The 14,907-nt window shown below is 71.6% G+C and carries 15 protein-coding genes; 9 read left to right on the top strand and 6 right to left on the bottom strand.

Features of this window, described 5'->3' with window-relative positions:
* The first annotated feature begins 132 nt into the window (after positions 1 to 132).
* Together ACH34W_RS11985 and fabI are read left to right on the top strand one after the other, a co-directional pair.
* Complete coding sequence (locus ACH34W_RS11985) at positions 133 to 837, top strand: beta-ketoacyl-ACP reductase (protein WP_395960870.1); 705 nt, start codon at positions 133 to 135, stop codon at positions 835 to 837.
* 5 nt (positions 838 to 842) lie between these two features.
* Entirely contained in the window at positions 843 to 1,628 is a 786-nt protein-coding gene (gene fabI, locus ACH34W_RS11980; RefSeq protein ID WP_395960869.1) for an enoyl-ACP reductase FabI, read from the top strand.
* 93 nt (positions 1,629 to 1,721) lie between these two features.
* Here the strand turns inward: fabI and ACH34W_RS11975 are convergent, their stop codons facing one another.
* The 3 genes from ACH34W_RS11975 to ACH34W_RS11965 form a co-directional block, all read right to left on the bottom strand.
* Positions 1,722 to 2,402: a hypothetical protein gene (locus ACH34W_RS11975; protein ID WP_395960868.1), complete on the bottom strand. Its 681-nt coding sequence runs from the start codon at positions 2,400 to 2,402 to the stop codon at positions 1,722 to 1,724.
* 207 nt (positions 2,403 to 2,609) lie between these two features.
* The gene (locus ACH34W_RS11970) at positions 2,610 to 4,418 is read right to left on the bottom strand and encodes a helix-hairpin-helix domain-containing protein (RefSeq protein ID WP_395960867.1); all 1,809 of its coding nucleotides are present in this window, start codon (positions 4,416 to 4,418) and stop codon (positions 2,610 to 2,612) included.
* Positions 4,415 to 5,368: an aldo/keto reductase gene (locus tag ACH34W_RS11965; RefSeq protein ID WP_395960866.1), complete on the bottom strand. Its 954-nt coding sequence runs from the start codon at positions 5,366 to 5,368 to the stop codon at positions 4,415 to 4,417. The genes ACH34W_RS11970 and ACH34W_RS11965 overlap by 4 nt, the downstream gene beginning before the upstream one ends.
* Before the next feature lie 130 nt (positions 5,369 to 5,498).
* On the opposite strand from ACH34W_RS11965, the gene ACH34W_RS11960 reads away from it, so the two are divergent.
* Both ACH34W_RS11960 and ACH34W_RS11955 read left to right on the top strand, forming a co-directional pair.
* A complete protein-coding gene (locus tag ACH34W_RS11960) occupies positions 5,499 to 6,317 on the top strand; it encodes an undecaprenyl-diphosphate phosphatase (RefSeq protein ID WP_395960865.1) in 819 nt (272 codons plus the stop codon).
* Positions 6,318 to 6,408: 91 nt separating this feature from the next.
* Positions 6,409 to 7,038, top strand: a complete 630-nt coding sequence (locus tag ACH34W_RS11955; RefSeq protein WP_395960864.1) for a hypothetical protein — start codon at positions 6,409 to 6,411, stop codon at positions 7,036 to 7,038.
* A gap of 9 nt (positions 7,039 to 7,047) precedes the next feature.
* Here ACH34W_RS11955 and corA read toward each other — a convergent pair whose 3' ends face one another.
* On the bottom strand, positions 7,048 to 8,028 hold the full coding sequence (gene corA, locus ACH34W_RS11950) for a magnesium/cobalt transporter CorA (RefSeq protein ID WP_395960863.1): 981 nt from the start codon (positions 8,026 to 8,028) through the stop codon (positions 7,048 to 7,050).
* A 67-nt stretch (positions 8,029 to 8,095) separates the two neighbouring features.
* On the opposite strand from corA, the gene ACH34W_RS11945 reads away from it, so the two are divergent.
* From ACH34W_RS11945 to mshC, 5 genes are all read left to right on the top strand, one after another.
* Positions 8,096 to 8,806, top strand: a complete 711-nt coding sequence (locus tag ACH34W_RS11945; RefSeq protein ID WP_395960862.1) for a histidine phosphatase family protein — start codon at positions 8,096 to 8,098, stop codon at positions 8,804 to 8,806.
* Positions 8,807 to 8,816: 10 nt separating this feature from the next.
* Positions 8,817 to 9,365, top strand: coding sequence for a DUF3090 domain-containing protein (locus ACH34W_RS11940; protein ID WP_395960861.1), 549 nt, complete (start codon positions 8,817 to 8,819; stop codon positions 9,363 to 9,365).
* A gap of 48 nt (positions 9,366 to 9,413) precedes the next feature.
* Positions 9,414 to 10,181 carry an SCO1664 family protein gene (locus tag ACH34W_RS11935; RefSeq protein WP_395960860.1) on the top strand — a complete coding sequence of 256 codons (768 nt, stop codon included), beginning with the start codon at positions 9,414 to 9,416 and terminating at the stop codon, positions 10,179 to 10,181.
* A gap of 68 nt (positions 10,182 to 10,249) precedes the next feature.
* Complete coding sequence (locus ACH34W_RS11930) at positions 10,250 to 11,014, top strand: NRDE family protein (RefSeq protein ID WP_395960859.1); 765 nt, start codon at positions 10,250 to 10,252, stop codon at positions 11,012 to 11,014.
* 63 nt (positions 11,015 to 11,077) lie between these two features.
* A complete protein-coding gene (gene mshC / locus ACH34W_RS11925) occupies positions 11,078 to 12,319 on the top strand; it encodes a cysteine--1-D-myo-inosityl 2-amino-2-deoxy-alpha-D-glucopyranoside ligase (RefSeq protein ID WP_395960858.1) in 1,242 nt (413 codons plus the stop codon).
* Positions 12,320 to 12,362: 43 nt separating this feature from the next.
* Here mshC and ACH34W_RS11920 read toward each other — a convergent pair whose 3' ends face one another.
* Positions 12,363 to 13,865: a protein kinase gene (locus tag ACH34W_RS11920; RefSeq protein ID WP_395960857.1), complete on the bottom strand. Its 1,503-nt coding sequence runs from the start codon at positions 13,863 to 13,865 to the stop codon at positions 12,363 to 12,365.
* 123 nt (positions 13,866 to 13,988) lie between these two features.
* Entirely contained in the window at positions 13,989 to 14,831 is an 843-nt protein-coding gene (locus tag ACH34W_RS11915) for a PAC2 family protein (RefSeq protein ID WP_395960856.1), read from the bottom strand.
* Positions 14,832 to 14,907: the final 76 nt, after the last annotated feature.

Here is a 14,907-nt window from a genome sequence, read left to right as displayed (position 1 = left end):
CTACCGCGTGGGTCCGCGCGGACGTCCTGAACAAAGCCGGGAGACCGGATCTTGTCGGGAAGCCACATCTCCTCGCGAGGCCTCTCCCGATACGCTCATTTGCGTTGTGACGCAGCTAACGAGAGGTACGACATGAGTCGCTCTGTCCTCGTGACCGGCGGTAACCGGGGCATCGGCCTCGCGATCGCCCGCGAGCTCGCCGCCGGCGGTGACGCGGTCGCGGTCACCTACCGGTCCGGGGAGCCGCCCGAGGGCCTGTTCGGCGTCAAGTGCGACGTGACGAGCATGGAGGACGTGGACGCCGCGTTCGCCAAGGTCGAGGCGGAGCAGGGTCCGGTCGAGGTCGTGGTGGCGAACGCCGGGATCACCAAGGACACCCTTCTGGCGATCATGAGCGAGGAGGCCTTCACCTCCGTGCTGGACACCAACCTGACCGGCGCGTTCCGCGTCGCCAAGCGCGGCGTCAAGGGCATGATGCGCAAGCGCAAGGGCAGGATCATCCTCGTCTCCTCCGTCGTCGGGCTGCTCGGCTCGGCCGGCCAGGCCAACTACGCCGCCTCCAAGGCCGGCATGGTCGGCTTCGCCCGGTCGCTGGCCCGGGAGCTCGGCTCCCGCAACATCACCGTCAACGTCGTCGCCCCCGGCTTCGTCGACACCGACATGACCGCGGTACTGACCGAGGACCAGCACAAGGCGATCAAGAGCGTGATCCCGCTCGGCCGGGTGGCCGACCCCGTGGAGATCGCCAAGGCCGTGCGGTTCCTGGCCGGCGACGACGCCGCCTACATCACCGGGGCAGTGATCCCCGTCGACGGCGGCCTGGGAATGGGGCACTGAGCACAATGGGAATCCTCGAAGGCAAGCGCATCCTGGTCACCGGCGTCCTCACCGACGCCTCGATCGGCTTCCACGTCGCGCGGGTCGCGCAGGAGCAGGGCGCGGAGGTGGTCCTCACCGCCTACCCGCGGCCGACGCTGACCCAGCGCACCGCCAAGCGGCTGCCGTCCGGCCCGGACTCCCCGCCGCCGGTGATCGAGCTCGACGTGATGAACACCGAGCACCTCGACGCCCTCGCCGGGAACCTGCAGGAGGTCGGCTTCGACCGCCTGGACGGTGTCGTGCACGCGATCGGGTTCGCCCCGCAGTCCGCCCTCGGCGGCAACTTCCTGGAGACGCCCTGGGAGGACGTGGCGACCGCGGTGCACGCCTCCACGTTCTCGCTCAAGGCGCTGACCATGGCCTGCATGCCCTTGATGAAGGAGGGCGGCGCGGTGGTCGGCCTGGACTTCGACGCCACCAAGGCCTGGCCGGTGTACGACTGGATGGGCGTCGCCAAGGCGGGCCTGGAGTCGTGTGCCCGGTACCTCGCCAAGTACCTCGGGCCGCAGGGCGTCCGCGTCAACCTGGTCGCCGCCGGGCCGCTGGCCACGATGGCCGCCAAGAGCATCCCCGGCTTCGAGGGCATGGTCGAGATGTGGCCCCAGGCCGCGCCCCTCGGCTGGGACGTCAAGAACAGCGACCCCACGGCCCGCGCCTGTGTCGCTCTGCTGTCGGATTGGTTCCCGGCGACCACCGCAGAGATCGTGCACGTCGACGGCGGCCTGCACGCCATCGGCGCACCCGGCTAGGCCCCGGGCGAGTCTCCGCGAACGATACGACGGGCCCCGTTCCTCTCCACAGGGAAGGAACGGGGCCCGTCGCCGTGTCCGGGTCGCCTGGGTTCAGGCTCCTGATTCGGCGCGGCGCCGCAAACGGCGGCCGAGGACGCTGAGATTGAGCGCGCCCATGGCGCCCGCAGCGCCGGCGGCCGCGGCGACCCACATCACCTCGCCGTCCTGGCGCTCCGAGGCCGCCACAGGCGAAATGAGGCGGGTCTGGGGCGTGCCGGGCTGCTGCATGTAGGCACGCGGGTCCGCGGCGACCTCGGGGGTCGGCAGGACACCGGGCAGATTGGGCCTTGTGTTCGCCGAAGGTGTGTAGGGCTGCACGCTGCCGGGCCGGTTGAGCGTCGCCGGGCCGGAGCCCTGCTGCGGCTGACCGTTGTTGCCGTTGCTGCCGCCGCCCGACTGGCCCGGCGAGCCGGAGCCCTTGGGGGACTTGTCGCCCTTACCGTTGGAGTCCGGCTTCAGCGGGGGCTTCTTGGAGGGCGAAGGCTTCGGTGTGGTCTGCGGCTTCTTGGGTGTGAGGCTCTCGCGCCAGTTTCCGAGCTGGCACTTCCAGTTCTCGATGGTGCTCTTCGGGTCGGTGCCCTTCTTACAGGTCTTCGGTGCCGCCGCCGTGCTCGCGTACGCCGCCGGTGCCCCTAGGAACACCAGCACCAGAGCGCCCGCCGACACCGCGGTCGTGGTCGAGCCGAACCGCCTGAAGCGTTGCCGCCGCCCCTGCGCCATGCCACTCCCCATGCCGCGTCACTCCCATGCCGCCGGTGATGCAGTTGTTGACCCCCGCACCTGTTGACATATTGTCCAACGAGGTGCGGGCCCCACGATAACGGGTCCGGGTGATCCCGTCACGGGGGTGTCATTGGATGCGATCGTGCCCCAAACGGCTCCGGTCGTAAACACCGACTTACTTCATCCCACTCACCGCACCCGGCTCATCGCACCGTGCTATTGAGTGAGGAGCCTGGCCAGCCTGGTGCGCCGGGCGGGAACCCCCGTCTCGCGGACGGCGCGGGCCAGCGCGGGACCGGCGGCCTGCACGACCGACAGATGCCGCCGCGCCAGTCCGAAGGCGGTGGCCACGAGTGGACGCGACAGCCCGGCGCCGTCGGACATGACGGCCACCACTGCGGGACGCCGCGTTCCCCGGCCCTGGGCCACCGTGACCGCCCAGCCGTGCCGCAGCCGCCCGGTCAGCGCGGCCGGGACGTCGGCGGTGCCACCGGCGAAGGCGATCTGGAGTGCGCCACCCGCAGCGCCGGTGACCGTCCCGGTCTCACCCACGGCGGCTTGCGGGAGTGGCGCCACCACGACGACACGGTCACCCGGGTCGAAGCCTCCGTACGCGCCGGGCCCGGGGTTGACGCGCGCCTTCAGCGCGGCGTTGAGCGCGGTGGTGCCCGCCTCGCCGCCCGCCGCGGGCGCCACGACCTGCACATCGTCCAGGGCGATGCCCAGAGCCCGCGGGATCGAGTCGGTGACGAGCTGGACCGTCCGGTGCACGGCCTCCTGCGTGCTTGCGGCCGGGACGATCACGACCTCCTTGCCGGGCGCCTCGACGGGGACGAGCTCTCCCGCCCGCACCGCCGCGGTGAGCGCGCCGAGCGGATCGGCGGCCGGTGCCGGTTCGAGGTCGATGACCGGCACGGTCTCCGACGCCGCCAGATCGCCGAGGATCTGCCCGGGCCCGCTGGGCGGCAGCGCCCCGGGCTCGCCTCCCAGCACCAGGTGCGTCCCGTCCGCGCACGCCTCCACCAGCACGGCGACCAGCTCGACGTCCAGACCCGCCGCGTCCGGGAGCACGACGAGGTCGAGCTCGAACGGCCGCTGCTCGCCGCGCCCGAACACCACGGCGCCGGGCGCCGCCGGAGCGTTCTCCACCGGCTCCATCAGCCGGTGCAACCCCACGACCGCGACATCTCCCTCGCCACGAAGATCGGTTTCATCCTGGGGGGGCGACCCCCCGGCAACGGCTACGCCGATCTTCCTCGCTTCGCTCCGAAGATCGGCGGCAGCACGTTCGGTCGCCGTCACGACGGCCGCGCGTAGGCCGTCCGCCGTCGCCACCTTGGCGAGGAGGAGCGCGGTTTCGGCGAGATCGTCCGGTGTGCCCCGCAGCACGCAGACGCCCGTGCGCAGTGAGGCGGTGAGGGCGAGGGAACGATCCTCGGGGAGGCCGGCGCGGGCCTCCTTGACGGCGGTGTCGTCCATGAGCGGGCTCGCGGTGGCGTTCAGCCGCTGGAAGCCCTCGGCCGCAGCCTCCTCGGGAAGCGCCCAGCGGGCCAGCCCGAGCGTCTCCTCGGGCTCGGGCAGGTCCGCCTCGTCGTCCTCGAACGCGGCCTCGTCGAACGCGGGCTCCTCGGTGAGCGACAGGACCTCGGCCTCGTCCAGCGCGTCGTCGATCGCCTTGCGGGCGTCGGGGATCCGGAGCTTGGCCAGTTCCGACTCGATGTCGGCGGCGGGCGTCGCGGTGTGGCCCTGCCGTGCGGCCTCGGTGAGCAGATGCTCGACCAGCGCACACCCCCGGCGTGGATCGTCGGGTTTGGCGGCGTCGCCGAGCACCTGGCGGGCGAAGTGGTCGGCCTGCGCCGGCCGGACGCCCGGAACGCGCAGCAGCCGCCAGGGATCGTCGCGCAGGCGCGCGGCGGCGCCCGCACCGAGCCGGGCGGCGGCGCGGGCGGCGAACGCGGCGGGCACGCCGGTGGCGGCGAAGAGGCCGGTGAGGTCGGAATCGGTGGTGAGGTCGGAATCGGTCACGGGTTCCCCGTAGCGAGATCGGAAACGTCGTCCAGGGCGGATCGGATCGAGTGGGGGAGGGTGAGGCCCTCGCTCTCCAGCGCCACCTTGAGCTGCGCCGCCGTGCGCGCCCCGACGATCGGCGCGATCACGCCGGGGCGGTCGCGGACCCAGCTGAGCGCCACGCTCAGCGGCGAGACGCCGAGGCCCTCGGCGGCCGTCACCACCGACTCCACGATCCGGCCGCACTCCTCGTCGAGATACGGCTGGACGAACTCGGTGAAGTGCGGTGCGGCCGCGCGCGAGTCGGCCGGGATGCCGGTGCGGTACTTGCCGGTGAGCACCCCGCGGCCCAGCGGGGACCACGGCAGGAGCCCGGTGCCCGCGTCGACGGCGGCCGGCACGACCTCGCGTTCGATGTCCCGGCGCAGCAGCGAGTACTCCAGCTGCGCCGACACGATGGGGGCGCGGCCGGGCCAGGCCTTCTGCCACGCGGCGGCCTTGGCCAGCTGCCAGCCGGTGTAGTTCGACACGCCGACGTAGCGGGCCCGGCCGGAGATGATCGCCTCGTCGAGGGCGGACAACGTCTCCTCGATCGGGGTCGCCGGGTCGTACACGTGCAGCTGCCACAGGTCCACGTACTCCAGGCCCAGCCTGTCCAGCGAGGCGTCCAGCGCGCCGAGCAGGTGGCGCCGGGAGGCGTCGTAGCGCCCGTTCGGGCGGATCGCGGCCTTGGTGGCGACCACCATCTCGTCGCGGTGCACCAGCTCGCGCAGGAGGTGCCCGAGGATCCGCTCGCTGTCGCCCTCGCTGTAGACGTCGGCGGTGTCCACGAAGGTGCCCCCGGCCTCGACGAACGCGGCGAGCTGCGCGGCCGCCTCGTCCGGCTCGGTGTCCTGGCCCCACGTCATGGTGCCCAGGCCCAGCCGGGACACCAGCAGTCCGCTCCGGCCGAGGTGACGCTGTTCCATAGGGCGTCAATGTATCGGGGAACGGGAGCGGTCCACTTCCGTGCGGCGCGCGCGTATCCCTGGGACCGCTACGCTTCCGTTCGGAACATGCGCCGGCGCCCGATTCGCGCTTCGAGGGGAATCTCACCAAGTGAACGTCGTGGAAGCGACCGTGCTCGGAATCGTCCAGGGACTCACCGAGTTCCTGCCGATCTCCAGCTCGGGTCACCTGCTCTTCGTCCCCAAGTTCATGGGGTGGGACGACCCGGGGGCGCCCTTCACCGCGGTGATCCAGCTCGGCACGATGGCGGCCGTCATCATCTACTTCTGGCGCGATCTGGTGAAGATCGCGACCACCTGGACCAAGAGCCTGTGGACCCCGGACCTGCGGCGTCACCAGGACGCCCGGATGGGCTGGTACATCGGCCTCGGCACGATCCCGATCAGCGTCTGCGGGCTGGCGTTCTCCGACTTCATCGAGGGCCCGTCGCGGAATCTGTGGATCAACTCGACCACGCTGATCCTGATGGGCCTGCTGCTGATGGTGTCCGAGTGGGCCGGAAACCGGAAGCGCGAGGTCGCCGACCTGAATCTGCGGGACGGCCTGATCATCGGCGCGTTCCAGTGCCTGTCGCTGATCCCCGGCTCCTCGCGGTCGGGCTCCACCATGACCGGCGCGCTCTTCCTCGGTTACACGCGAGAGGCAGCGGCGCGCTACTCGTTCCTGCTCTCGGTGCCCGCGGTGGTGCTGTCCGGCGCCTTCGAGATGCGGCACGCGTTCGAGGGCGGGCTGCAGCTCGTCCCCACGATCGTCGCCACCGTGGTGTCGTTCGTGGTCGGGTACGCCTGCATCGCCTGGTTGCTGAAGTACCTCGCCCGGCACTCGATGATGGTCTTCGTCTACTACCGGGTGGCGCTCGGCGGCATCATCATGGGGCTCCTGGCCGCCGGGACGATCACCGCGACCTGACCCCGCCGGCCGCGCATAAGGTGGCTGACCTCGTATTTGAGACCGTCGCAACACTCCCGATTCACTCCGTGTCGGGCTAGAGTTCGCCACCATGGCGCCGCCGCAGTTTCCGATGTACTCGTCGCAGCCCTTCCCCGGCGACGGCGGGCAGATCGATGAGCCGGTGTTCGGGGCGAGCCGTGCCGACGACCCGGGATTCGCCGCGTCGATGCGGTCGGGGACGCTGCTGGGGCGGCTGCGGACCATGATGCTGGTGCTGATGGTCGCGCCCGTGCTGATCGCCGCCATCACCCCGCTGATCGTCCAGGACGGCAAGGGCCGGCTGGGTGACGCGCCGTGGTGGTTCTACCTGCCGCTGGCCGCAGGCGCCCTCGTGGCGGTGCTGGCCGGCCCTCGCGCGCCGCGGCCGATGGGCGCGGGGCAGGCACCTGCGCAGGCGGTGGAGACGGCGCTGCTGCAGTTCCGTCAGGCGCTGCTGCTGCGGTTCGCCTTGGCGGAGGCGGTCATCCTGCTGGGCCTGCCGCTCGCCATGATCGGCCACAGCGAGATGGTGTTCGTGGCCGGTTTCGTGCTGGGCTATCCGCTGCTGATCCGGCTGGCCCTGCCCACCACCGGGACCGTGGACAGGATCCGCCGCCGGCTGGAGGCCGGGGGAGCCGAGTCCCATCTCTGGGCCGGTCTCCTGGCCCGCGTCCCCCGCAGCAAGGCTTCCAAGTCTTAGAGACCCCGCTTAGAGCCAGCCGTTCTTGCGCAGCTTGCGGTAGACGATCGTGCAGGCGACCACCATGATGACGATGACCAGCGGGTATCCGATCTTCCACTTGAGCTCGGGCATGTAGTCGAAGTTCATGCCGTAGATCCCGGCCAGCGCGGTCGGCACCGCGATGATGGCGGCCCACGAGGAGATCTTGCGCATGTCCTCGTTCTGCTGCTTGCCGAGCAGGGCCAGATGCGCGGTGAGCGCGCTGTTGAGCAGCTCGTTGTGGGCGTCGACCAGGCCGTCCACGCGCAGCAGGTGGTCGAGGACGTCGCGGAAGTACTCGCGGGTCGTCCCGCACTCGGCGACGCGGCCCTTGACGATGTCCTGGAGCACCGGGATCAGCGGGTCCTCCGCGCCGCGGAACTCCAGGACCTCGCGCTTGAGGGAGTAGATGTCCTCGGTGACGTCGGGAGCCTGTGGATCGAAGACCGCGCGTTCCAGATTGATGATGTCCTGCTCGACCTCGTGCGCGACGACGCCGTAGTGGTCCACCACCTCGTCGCAGATGGCATAGAGGACGGAGGTGGCGCCGTGCTGGAGGAGCTCGGGGTCGGTCTCCAGCCGCTTGCGCACCGGGCCGAGCGGGTTGCCGGGGCCGTGCCGGACCGTCACCACGAAGTCCTTGCCGAGGAACAACATGATCTCGCCGACCTCGATGTCGGACGTGTCGTCGTGGTAGGCCAGGGACTTGAGCACGATGAAGAGCGTGTCGTCGTACCGCTCCAGCTTGGGCCGCTGGTGGGCGGAGACCGCGTCCTCGGCGGCCAGCGGGTGGAGCTTGAGCTCCTCGCGGATGAGCTCGAACTCGTCCTCGGTCGGCTCGAACAGGCCGATCCACGCGAAGCAGTCGCCTTTCGTCCTGGCGGCATCGAAAGCGTCGCTGATGTCGCCGTCGATCTCCTGGCGCGTTCCGGCGAGGTAGATCGCCTTGTCCACAATCACGCTTGGCATTGTTCCCGATAATTCCAAGAAGGCGTAATGATCACCCCTGGGCGGCGGGTCTCGTAGAGTGCCTGCTGTGACGACGCTCTTGCTGGTGCGGCACGGCCTCACCGCCCTGACGGGCCCCGTGCTCGCCGGCTGGACCCCCGACCTGCACCTGGACGAGCGCGGCCGCGCCCAGGTCCGGGACCTGGGCGCGCGGATCGCCGCGCTGCCGCTGCGGGCGGTCGTGTCCAGCCCGCTCGACCGGTGCCTGGAGACCGCCGAGGCGATCGCCGCCGGGCACGGCGACCCGATCGAGAAGATCGAGGTGGACGAGCGGTTCGGCGAGGTGCGGTACGGCGACTGGACCGGACGGCGGCTGGAGGAACTGGCCAAGGAGCCGCTGTGGCGGGTCGTGCAGGCGCATCCGAGCGCCGCCCGATTCCCCGGTGAGGACGGCGAGTCCCTGGCCGCCGCGCAACATCGCGCCGTCGCCGGCGTCAGGGAGTGGAACGAACGCGTGGCCGCCGAGCACGGGCCGGACGCGATGTACGCGGTCTGCAGCCACGGCGACATCATCAAGGCGATCGTGGCCGACGCGCTCGGCCTGCACCTCGACCAGTTCCAGCGGATCCAGGCCGACCCCGCCTCGCTCACCGTGATCCGCTACACCGAGCTGCGGCCGTTCGTGGTCCGGCTGAACGACACCGGCGGCGGCGTGGCGGACCTGGTCCCCAAGCCCGCCGCGGACGGCGAGAGACGTGACGGAGGGGACAGTGACGCGCCCGTCGGTGGCGGCGCGTAGGGTCGTGGTCATGCCTGTCATCTCCTATGAACTACCGGACAGGTTCGTCGCCGGCGCCGTCGGGCAGCCAGGGGATCGCGCCTTCTTCCTGCAGGCCCGCTCCGGGCCGCGGGTCACCAGCGTCGGCCTGGAGAAGTTCCAGGTGACCCTGCTCGCTGAACGCCTGGAGGAGCTCCTGGACGAGGTGCTGCGGCGCAGCGGCGGCGACGCCGCGGTGCCCGCTGTCGCCCCGTCCGAGCTGCACGACGACGAGCCGCTCGACCAGCCGGTGGAGGAGGAGTTCAAGGTCGGGACCATGGCGCTCGCCTGGGACCCCGAGGACGAGCGCATCATCATCGAGGCCCAGGAGGTCACCGAGGAGGCCGAGGACGCCGAGGTCGGCGAGGACGATCCGGCCATCGTCGTGCTGCGGGTCCGCATCACCGCCGCCCAGGCACGCGCCTTCGCGGAGCGGGCCCTCAAGGTGGTGGCCGCGGGCCGTCCGCCCTGTCCGCTGTGCGGCCTTCCGCTCGACGCGGCCGGCCACATCTGCCCACGCCAAAACGGGCATCTAGGTTGAGACGGCCCTGTGCTGGATCATGACCGTGGTGCGCTGGAGAATGAACGCATGACGCAGCCCTCCCGGGATCGCACCCCCACCGGCGGCCGGTCCGTCTCGCCGCACGACGTCGAGGGCGCCGAGCGGCTGCTGCTGCAGGGCCGCCTCAACGTGGAAGGCCGCCTCGTCCAGGCTTCCAACGCCACCCTCTACTGCTCGGTGGAATGGGACGGGACACAGGCCGCCTGCGTCTACAAGCCGGTCGCGGGAGAGCGGCCACTGTGGGACTTCCCCGACGGGACGCTGGCCGACCGCGAGGTCGCCGCCTACGCGGTGTCGGAGGTGATGGGCTGGCACCTGGTGCCGCCGACGGTGCACCGCGACGGCCCGTACGGGCCCGGGATGGTGCAGCTGTGGGTCGAGCCCGACCCCGACATCGACCTCGTCGGGCTGTCGCGGTCGAACGACGACCCCATCCGCCGGATGGCGGTGTTCGACGCGGTCGTCAACAACGCCGACCGCAAGATCGGGCATCTCCTGCCGCCGGGCGACGGGCATGTCTACGGCTGCGACCACGGCGTCTGCTTCTCGGTGGAATACAAGCTGCGCACAGTGCTGTGGCAGTGGCGCGGCAAGCCGCTGACCGACGAGGCGCTGGAGGCGCTGGGCCGGGTCGAGTCGGCTCTGCGCGCGGGCTCGCTGGGCACGCGGCTCGCCGAGCTTCTCACCGAGGAGGAGGTGGACGCCACGCGCCGCAGGGTGGAGCTGATGCTCAAGCACCGCATCCACCCCTACCCGCCGGAGGACTGGCCCGCCATCCCCTGGCCGCCCCTCTAGCGCTCACCCTCTGGTCTGTGCGGGACCCGCGCGCCGACGGGTTTGCCCGTAATGCTCCAATGGTCGCCATGTGCACGGCGATCGTCAGCGTTGACCCCTCGTCCCCCGTCCCGGTGCTCCTGGTAGGTGTCCGGGACGAGTTCGTCGCCCGGGCCTGGCAGCCCCCCGGTCCGCACTGGCCCGGCCGGCCCGGCCTGATCGGCGGCCGCGACCTGCGCGCCGGCGGCACCTGGTTCGCCGTCGACCCGGCCGCCCCGCGTGCCTCCTGCGTGCTCAACGGCCGCGGCCGGATGGCCCCGGAGAACGTTCGTGCCTCCCGTGGCGAACTGCCGCTGCTCGTCGCGGCCGGCGGCGGGCTCGACGGCCTCGACCTGCCGCGCTTCGACCCGTTCCACCTCATCGGCGCCGAGCCCGGCGCGGTGCGGATGTGGAGCTGGGACGGCATCGAGCTCACCGGACGAGAGCTCGGCCCGGGGCTGCATCTTGTGGTGAACCGGGGTCTCGAAGGTGAGGGCCCCGAGACGGGCGACTCCGAGGACTCGTTCATGTCGGAGCGCATCGCGCACTTCCGGCCCAGGCTGGCGGCCGCGGTCCGGCCCGAGCCGGGCGGTGGCGGTGGTGCCGCCGAAGTGTGGGGCGAGTGGCTTCCCCTGGTGGACGGTGACGGCATCGCCCGCAACGACAAGCGGGCGCTGCTGCCTCTCCTCGACCTCGGCGGCGGGAGGGTGTGGGGCACCACGTCGGTGAGCCTGGTCGCCATGTCCCGGGAAGGCCTCCGCTACGACTTCTCGTCCGCGCCGGGCGACCCGCGCGCCTGGAGCAGCGTGCGCTGAGAGATCCCGGCAGGCGAGTCGGGTCAGGTTTGTCACGTGTAGGACGCAGATAAGCTTTTCCGTATGCGATCGTGGCCTGCACCCGAAGTGCCCAGCCTTCCCGCCCTCGGACTGCCGGCTCCGGCGCTCCAGCTGCATCTGCACGACACCGGGACAGGGTCAGTCAAGCCCACCCAGCCGGGTGAGACGGCACGGATGTACGTCTGCGGCATCACGCCCTACGACGCCACTCACCTCGGGCACGCCAACACCTATCTTGCGTTCGACCTGGTGAACCGCGTGTGGCGAGACCTTGGTCACACCGTGCACTACGTGCAGAACGCCACTGACGTGGACGACCCGCTGCTGGAGCGGGCGCAGCAGACCGGCCAGGACTGGCGGGAGCTGGCCGACCGGGAGATCGCGCTGTTCCGCGAGGACATGACCGCGCTGCGCGTGCTCCCGCCCGACCAGTACGTCGGCGCCGTCGAGGCGATCCCGCTGATCGTGGAGATGATCGAGAAGCTGCGGGCCAAGGACGCCGCGTACGAGGTGGACGGTGACATCTATTTCCCGGTGGCGGCCGACCCGGACTTCGGCCAGGTCAGCCGGCTGGACCGCGCCGGGATGATGCCGCTGTTCGCCGAGCGCGGCGGCGACCCGGACCGGCCGGGCAAGAAGGACCCGCTGGACGCGCTGCTGTGGTTGTCGCAGCGACCCGGTGAGCCCGGGTGGGAGTCGCCGTTCGGCATGGGCCGCCCCGGCTGGCACGTCGAGTGCTCAGCGATCTCCATCCAGGAGCTGGGCATGGCGTTCGACGTCGAGGGCGGCGGCTCGGACCTGGCGTTCCCCCACCACGAGATGGGCGCCTCGCACGCGCAGGTCGCCACCGGCGAACGGCCGCACGCCAAGGCCTACGTTCACGCGGGGATGGTGGGCCTGGACGGCGAGAAGATGTCCAAGTCCAAGGGCAATCTGGTGTTCGTCTCCAAGCTGCGGCGCTCGGGGACGGACCCGATGGCCATCCGGCTGGGCCTGCTCGCCCACCACTACCGTTCCGACTGGGAGTGGACCGCAGAGCAGCTTGACGCCGCGCAGGCCCGCCTGGGCCGGTGGCGCGAGGCGGTGCGGAGCCCCGCCGGACCGCCCGCGGCCGAGACGGCCGACGAGGTCCGCCGCCACCTGGCCGACGACCTCGACGCGCCCGCCGCGCTGCTCGCGGTGGACCGGTGGGCCGAGCGCGCCGCCGCGGGCGAGGGCCCCGACGAGGCCGCGCCCGGGCAGATCCGCGCCCTCGTGGACGCCCTGCTCGGCGTGTCCCTCTGAGCAAGCCGTGTCCCTCTGAGCAGGCAAGGAGGCCACGGTTCCCTCATTCGATGACGTAGCACTCCCAGTCACCGGGAGCGCTCGCGTCGCCCGTCAGCCTGGCCTCGGCGTACGGGCTCCACTGCGACCGGCACACCTGGGTCATGGTGATCACCGTGTCGACCCCGAGTCCCGTGTCGTGGACGCAGTACCACTGGCCGCTCCGGAAGACGGCGGACTTGTCCGGGTCTCCCGCCTTGCAGTACTGGTCCGGATCGGGGGAGCCGAGGCGGACGGGCCTCGGCTTCGGCGTCGGTGACGCGGAGGGGCCGCCGGACGGCTTGGGCCGCCTGGTGGTCCTGCTCTTCGGCGTGCCGGACGGCGTCGTGGAGACCGTGCCCCGGGAATCGAGCCCGGCGCTCTCCTTCGCGCGTCTCTTGGCCTTCACTCCCGGCGAGACGGCCGACGTGGGGACGCCGCCGCCCTGCGCCGCCACCGCCGGCTCCTGCTCGTCCCGTCCCGTCTCGTCCGGCCAGGACGCGAACGTGAAACCGCCGGCTCCCACCAGCGCGGCGGCACCCACCACGGCGACCGTGCCCGCGAACTTGCTCCTCGGGCGCCGCGGAGGGATGGGCGACGTCTCCTGGGGGTCGGCCTCCTGGGGATCGGCCGTACGCTGCGGGTCGCCGGTGCGCGGCGGCGGCACGAGCGGCCTGCCGTCGGCTCGGGTGGCCAGTGCGTCATCGGGCTGGAACGCCTCGTCGTGCCCGACCATGCGGAGCATCAGCTGCGCCGCGGTGGGCCTGGCCGCCGGGTCCTTGGACATCGCCGCCGCCACCAGCGCGCGCAGGCGGCCGTCGAGCCCGCCGAGGTCCGGCTCGTGGTGGAGCACCCGGTAGATCACCGCGTGGATCGAGTCCGTGCCGAACGGTGGGTGCCCGGTCGCCGCGAACGTCATCGTCGCGCCCCACGCGAACACGTCCGCCGCCGCGCCCACCTCACCGCCGGTGATCTGCTCCGGCGCCATGTACGCGGGTGTGCCGACGGCCTTGCTGCTCGCCGCGGTGGCCACGTCCAGCATCCGGGACAGGCCGAAGTCGATGACCCGCGGCCCGTCCGGGCCCAGCAGCACGTTGGGGGGTTTCAGGTCCCGGTGCACGATGCCGGCCCGGTGGATCGCGGCCAGCGCGCTGGCGGTGCTGACCGCCAGCCGGTCCAGCGCCCCGCCGGAGAGCGGACCGGCCCGCGCCACCTGGGTGCTGAGCGCGGGCCCCGCCACGTACTCGCTGACCAGGTACGGGCTGTCGCCGATCGTGTCGGCGTCGAGGATCTGGGCGGTGCAGAAGCGGGCCACCTGCTTGGCGACCTCGGCCTCCCGGATGAACCGGGTCCGCGCGCTGCCGTCCTCGTCGAACTGCACGCGCAGCAGCTTGACCGCGACCTGCTGCCCGTCCGGGCCCGTGCCGAGGTAGACCGTGCCCTGACCACCCGACCCCAGCCGTCCCACCAGCTCGTACGACCCCAGCGCCCTGGGATCGTGCGGCAGCAGCGGCTGGACCTCCGGCACGGCGCTCCCTCGCGGTCCGCTAATTGGACCTGTCGCATAATGCCACTTAAACCGCCTGCATGGCGATCGATCACGGCAGACCGGCGAGCTTGCGGGGATCTCCAGGCTCCAGCCCGAAGTCGATCAGCCGGCGTCCCTGCGGCGGAGGTAGCGTTCGAACTCGCGGGCGATGGCGTCGCCGCTGGCCTCGGGCAGCTCGGCGGCGTCCTTCTGCTCCTCCAGGGTGCGGACGTATTCGGCGACCTCGGAGTCCTCTTCAGCCAGCTCGTTGACGCCGTTTTCCCAGGCGCGGGCCTCCTCGGGCAGCTCGCCCAGGGGGATCGTGACGTCAAGGAGGTCTTCGACCCGGCGGAGCAGCGCGAGGGTGGCCTTGGGGGAGGGCGGCTGCGCGACGTAGTGCGGCACCGCCGCCCAGAGCGACACGGTGCTCAGATCGGCCTTGGCGCAGGCGTCCTGGAGCACGCCGAGGATGCCGGTCGGGCCCTCGTAGCGAGCGGGCTCCAGGTGGAGGGTAGTGACCAGTCCGGCCTCGGAGGCGGCCCCGGTGACCGGGACGGGCCGGGTGTGCGGGGCGTCGGCGAGCAGGGCGCCCAGCAGCACGACGTTCTCCACGCCGAGCTGGAGCATGAGGCCCACCAGCTCGCGGCAGAACGAGCGCCACCGCATGTTGGGCTCGATGCCGTGCACCAGGACCACGTCGCGGCCGGTGGGAAGGCGCGCCCAGGAGATCCGGGTGGTGGGCCAGGTGATGCCGCGGCTCTCGCCGTCGACCATCTCGACGATCGGCCGGGTCACCTGGAAGTCGTAGTAGTCGTCCGGATCGAGCTCCGCGATGGGCACCGCGTCCCAGATGTTCTCCAGATGCTGGATGACCCCGCTGGCCGCCTCCCCAGCGTCGTTCCACCCTTCAAAAGCGGCCACGAGGACCGGGTCGACGAGTTCCGGCACGCCTTCGAGCTCGACCACGCGCTGCCTCCTTCCGACGTCGGGTACAGCGTCACCGAGGGGGGCGGCATTCCCGGGGGGTTCCGGGGCCCGCTCA

This window comes from Actinomadura sp. 6N118 (assembly GCF_044326415.1).
In the GTDB taxonomy this organism is placed as follows: Bacteria; Actinomycetota; Actinomycetes; order Streptosporangiales; family Streptosporangiaceae; genus Spirillospora.
Note: the sequence above shows the minus strand (reverse complement) of the source record. Positions and strands in the feature narration are given on the sequence as shown.

Coding starts and splice junctions, on each gene's coding strand:
- fabI (WP_395960869.1), top strand. CDS start 843: ATGGGAATCCTCGAAGGCAAGCGCATCCTGGTCACCGGCGTCCTCACC.
- ACH34W_RS11965 (WP_395960866.1), bottom strand. CDS start 5,368: ATGGAACAGCGTCACCTCGGCCGGAGCGGACTGCTGGTGTCCCGGCTG.
- ACH34W_RS11935 (WP_395960860.1), top strand. CDS start 9,414: ATGACGCAGCCCTCCCGGGATCGCACCCCCACCGGCGGCCGGTCCGTC.
- ACH34W_RS11985 (WP_395960870.1), top strand. CDS start 133: ATGAGTCGCTCTGTCCTCGTGACCGGCGGTAACCGGGGCATCGGCCTC.
- ACH34W_RS11930 (WP_395960859.1), top strand. CDS start 10,250: ATGTGCACGGCGATCGTCAGCGTTGACCCCTCGTCCCCCGTCCCGGTG.
- ACH34W_RS11955 (WP_395960864.1), top strand. CDS start 6,409: ATGGCGCCGCCGCAGTTTCCGATGTACTCGTCGCAGCCCTTCCCCGGC.
- ACH34W_RS11940 (WP_395960861.1), top strand. CDS start 8,817: ATGCCTGTCATCTCCTATGAACTACCGGACAGGTTCGTCGCCGGCGCC.
- corA (WP_395960863.1), bottom strand. CDS start 8,028: ATGCCAAGCGTGATTGTGGACAAGGCGATCTACCTCGCCGGAACGCGC.
- mshC (WP_395960858.1), top strand. CDS start 11,078: ATGCGATCGTGGCCTGCACCCGAAGTGCCCAGCCTTCCCGCCCTCGGA.
- ACH34W_RS11975 (WP_395960868.1), bottom strand. CDS start 2,402: ATGGGGAGTGGCATGGCGCAGGGGCGGCGGCAACGCTTCAGGCGGTTC.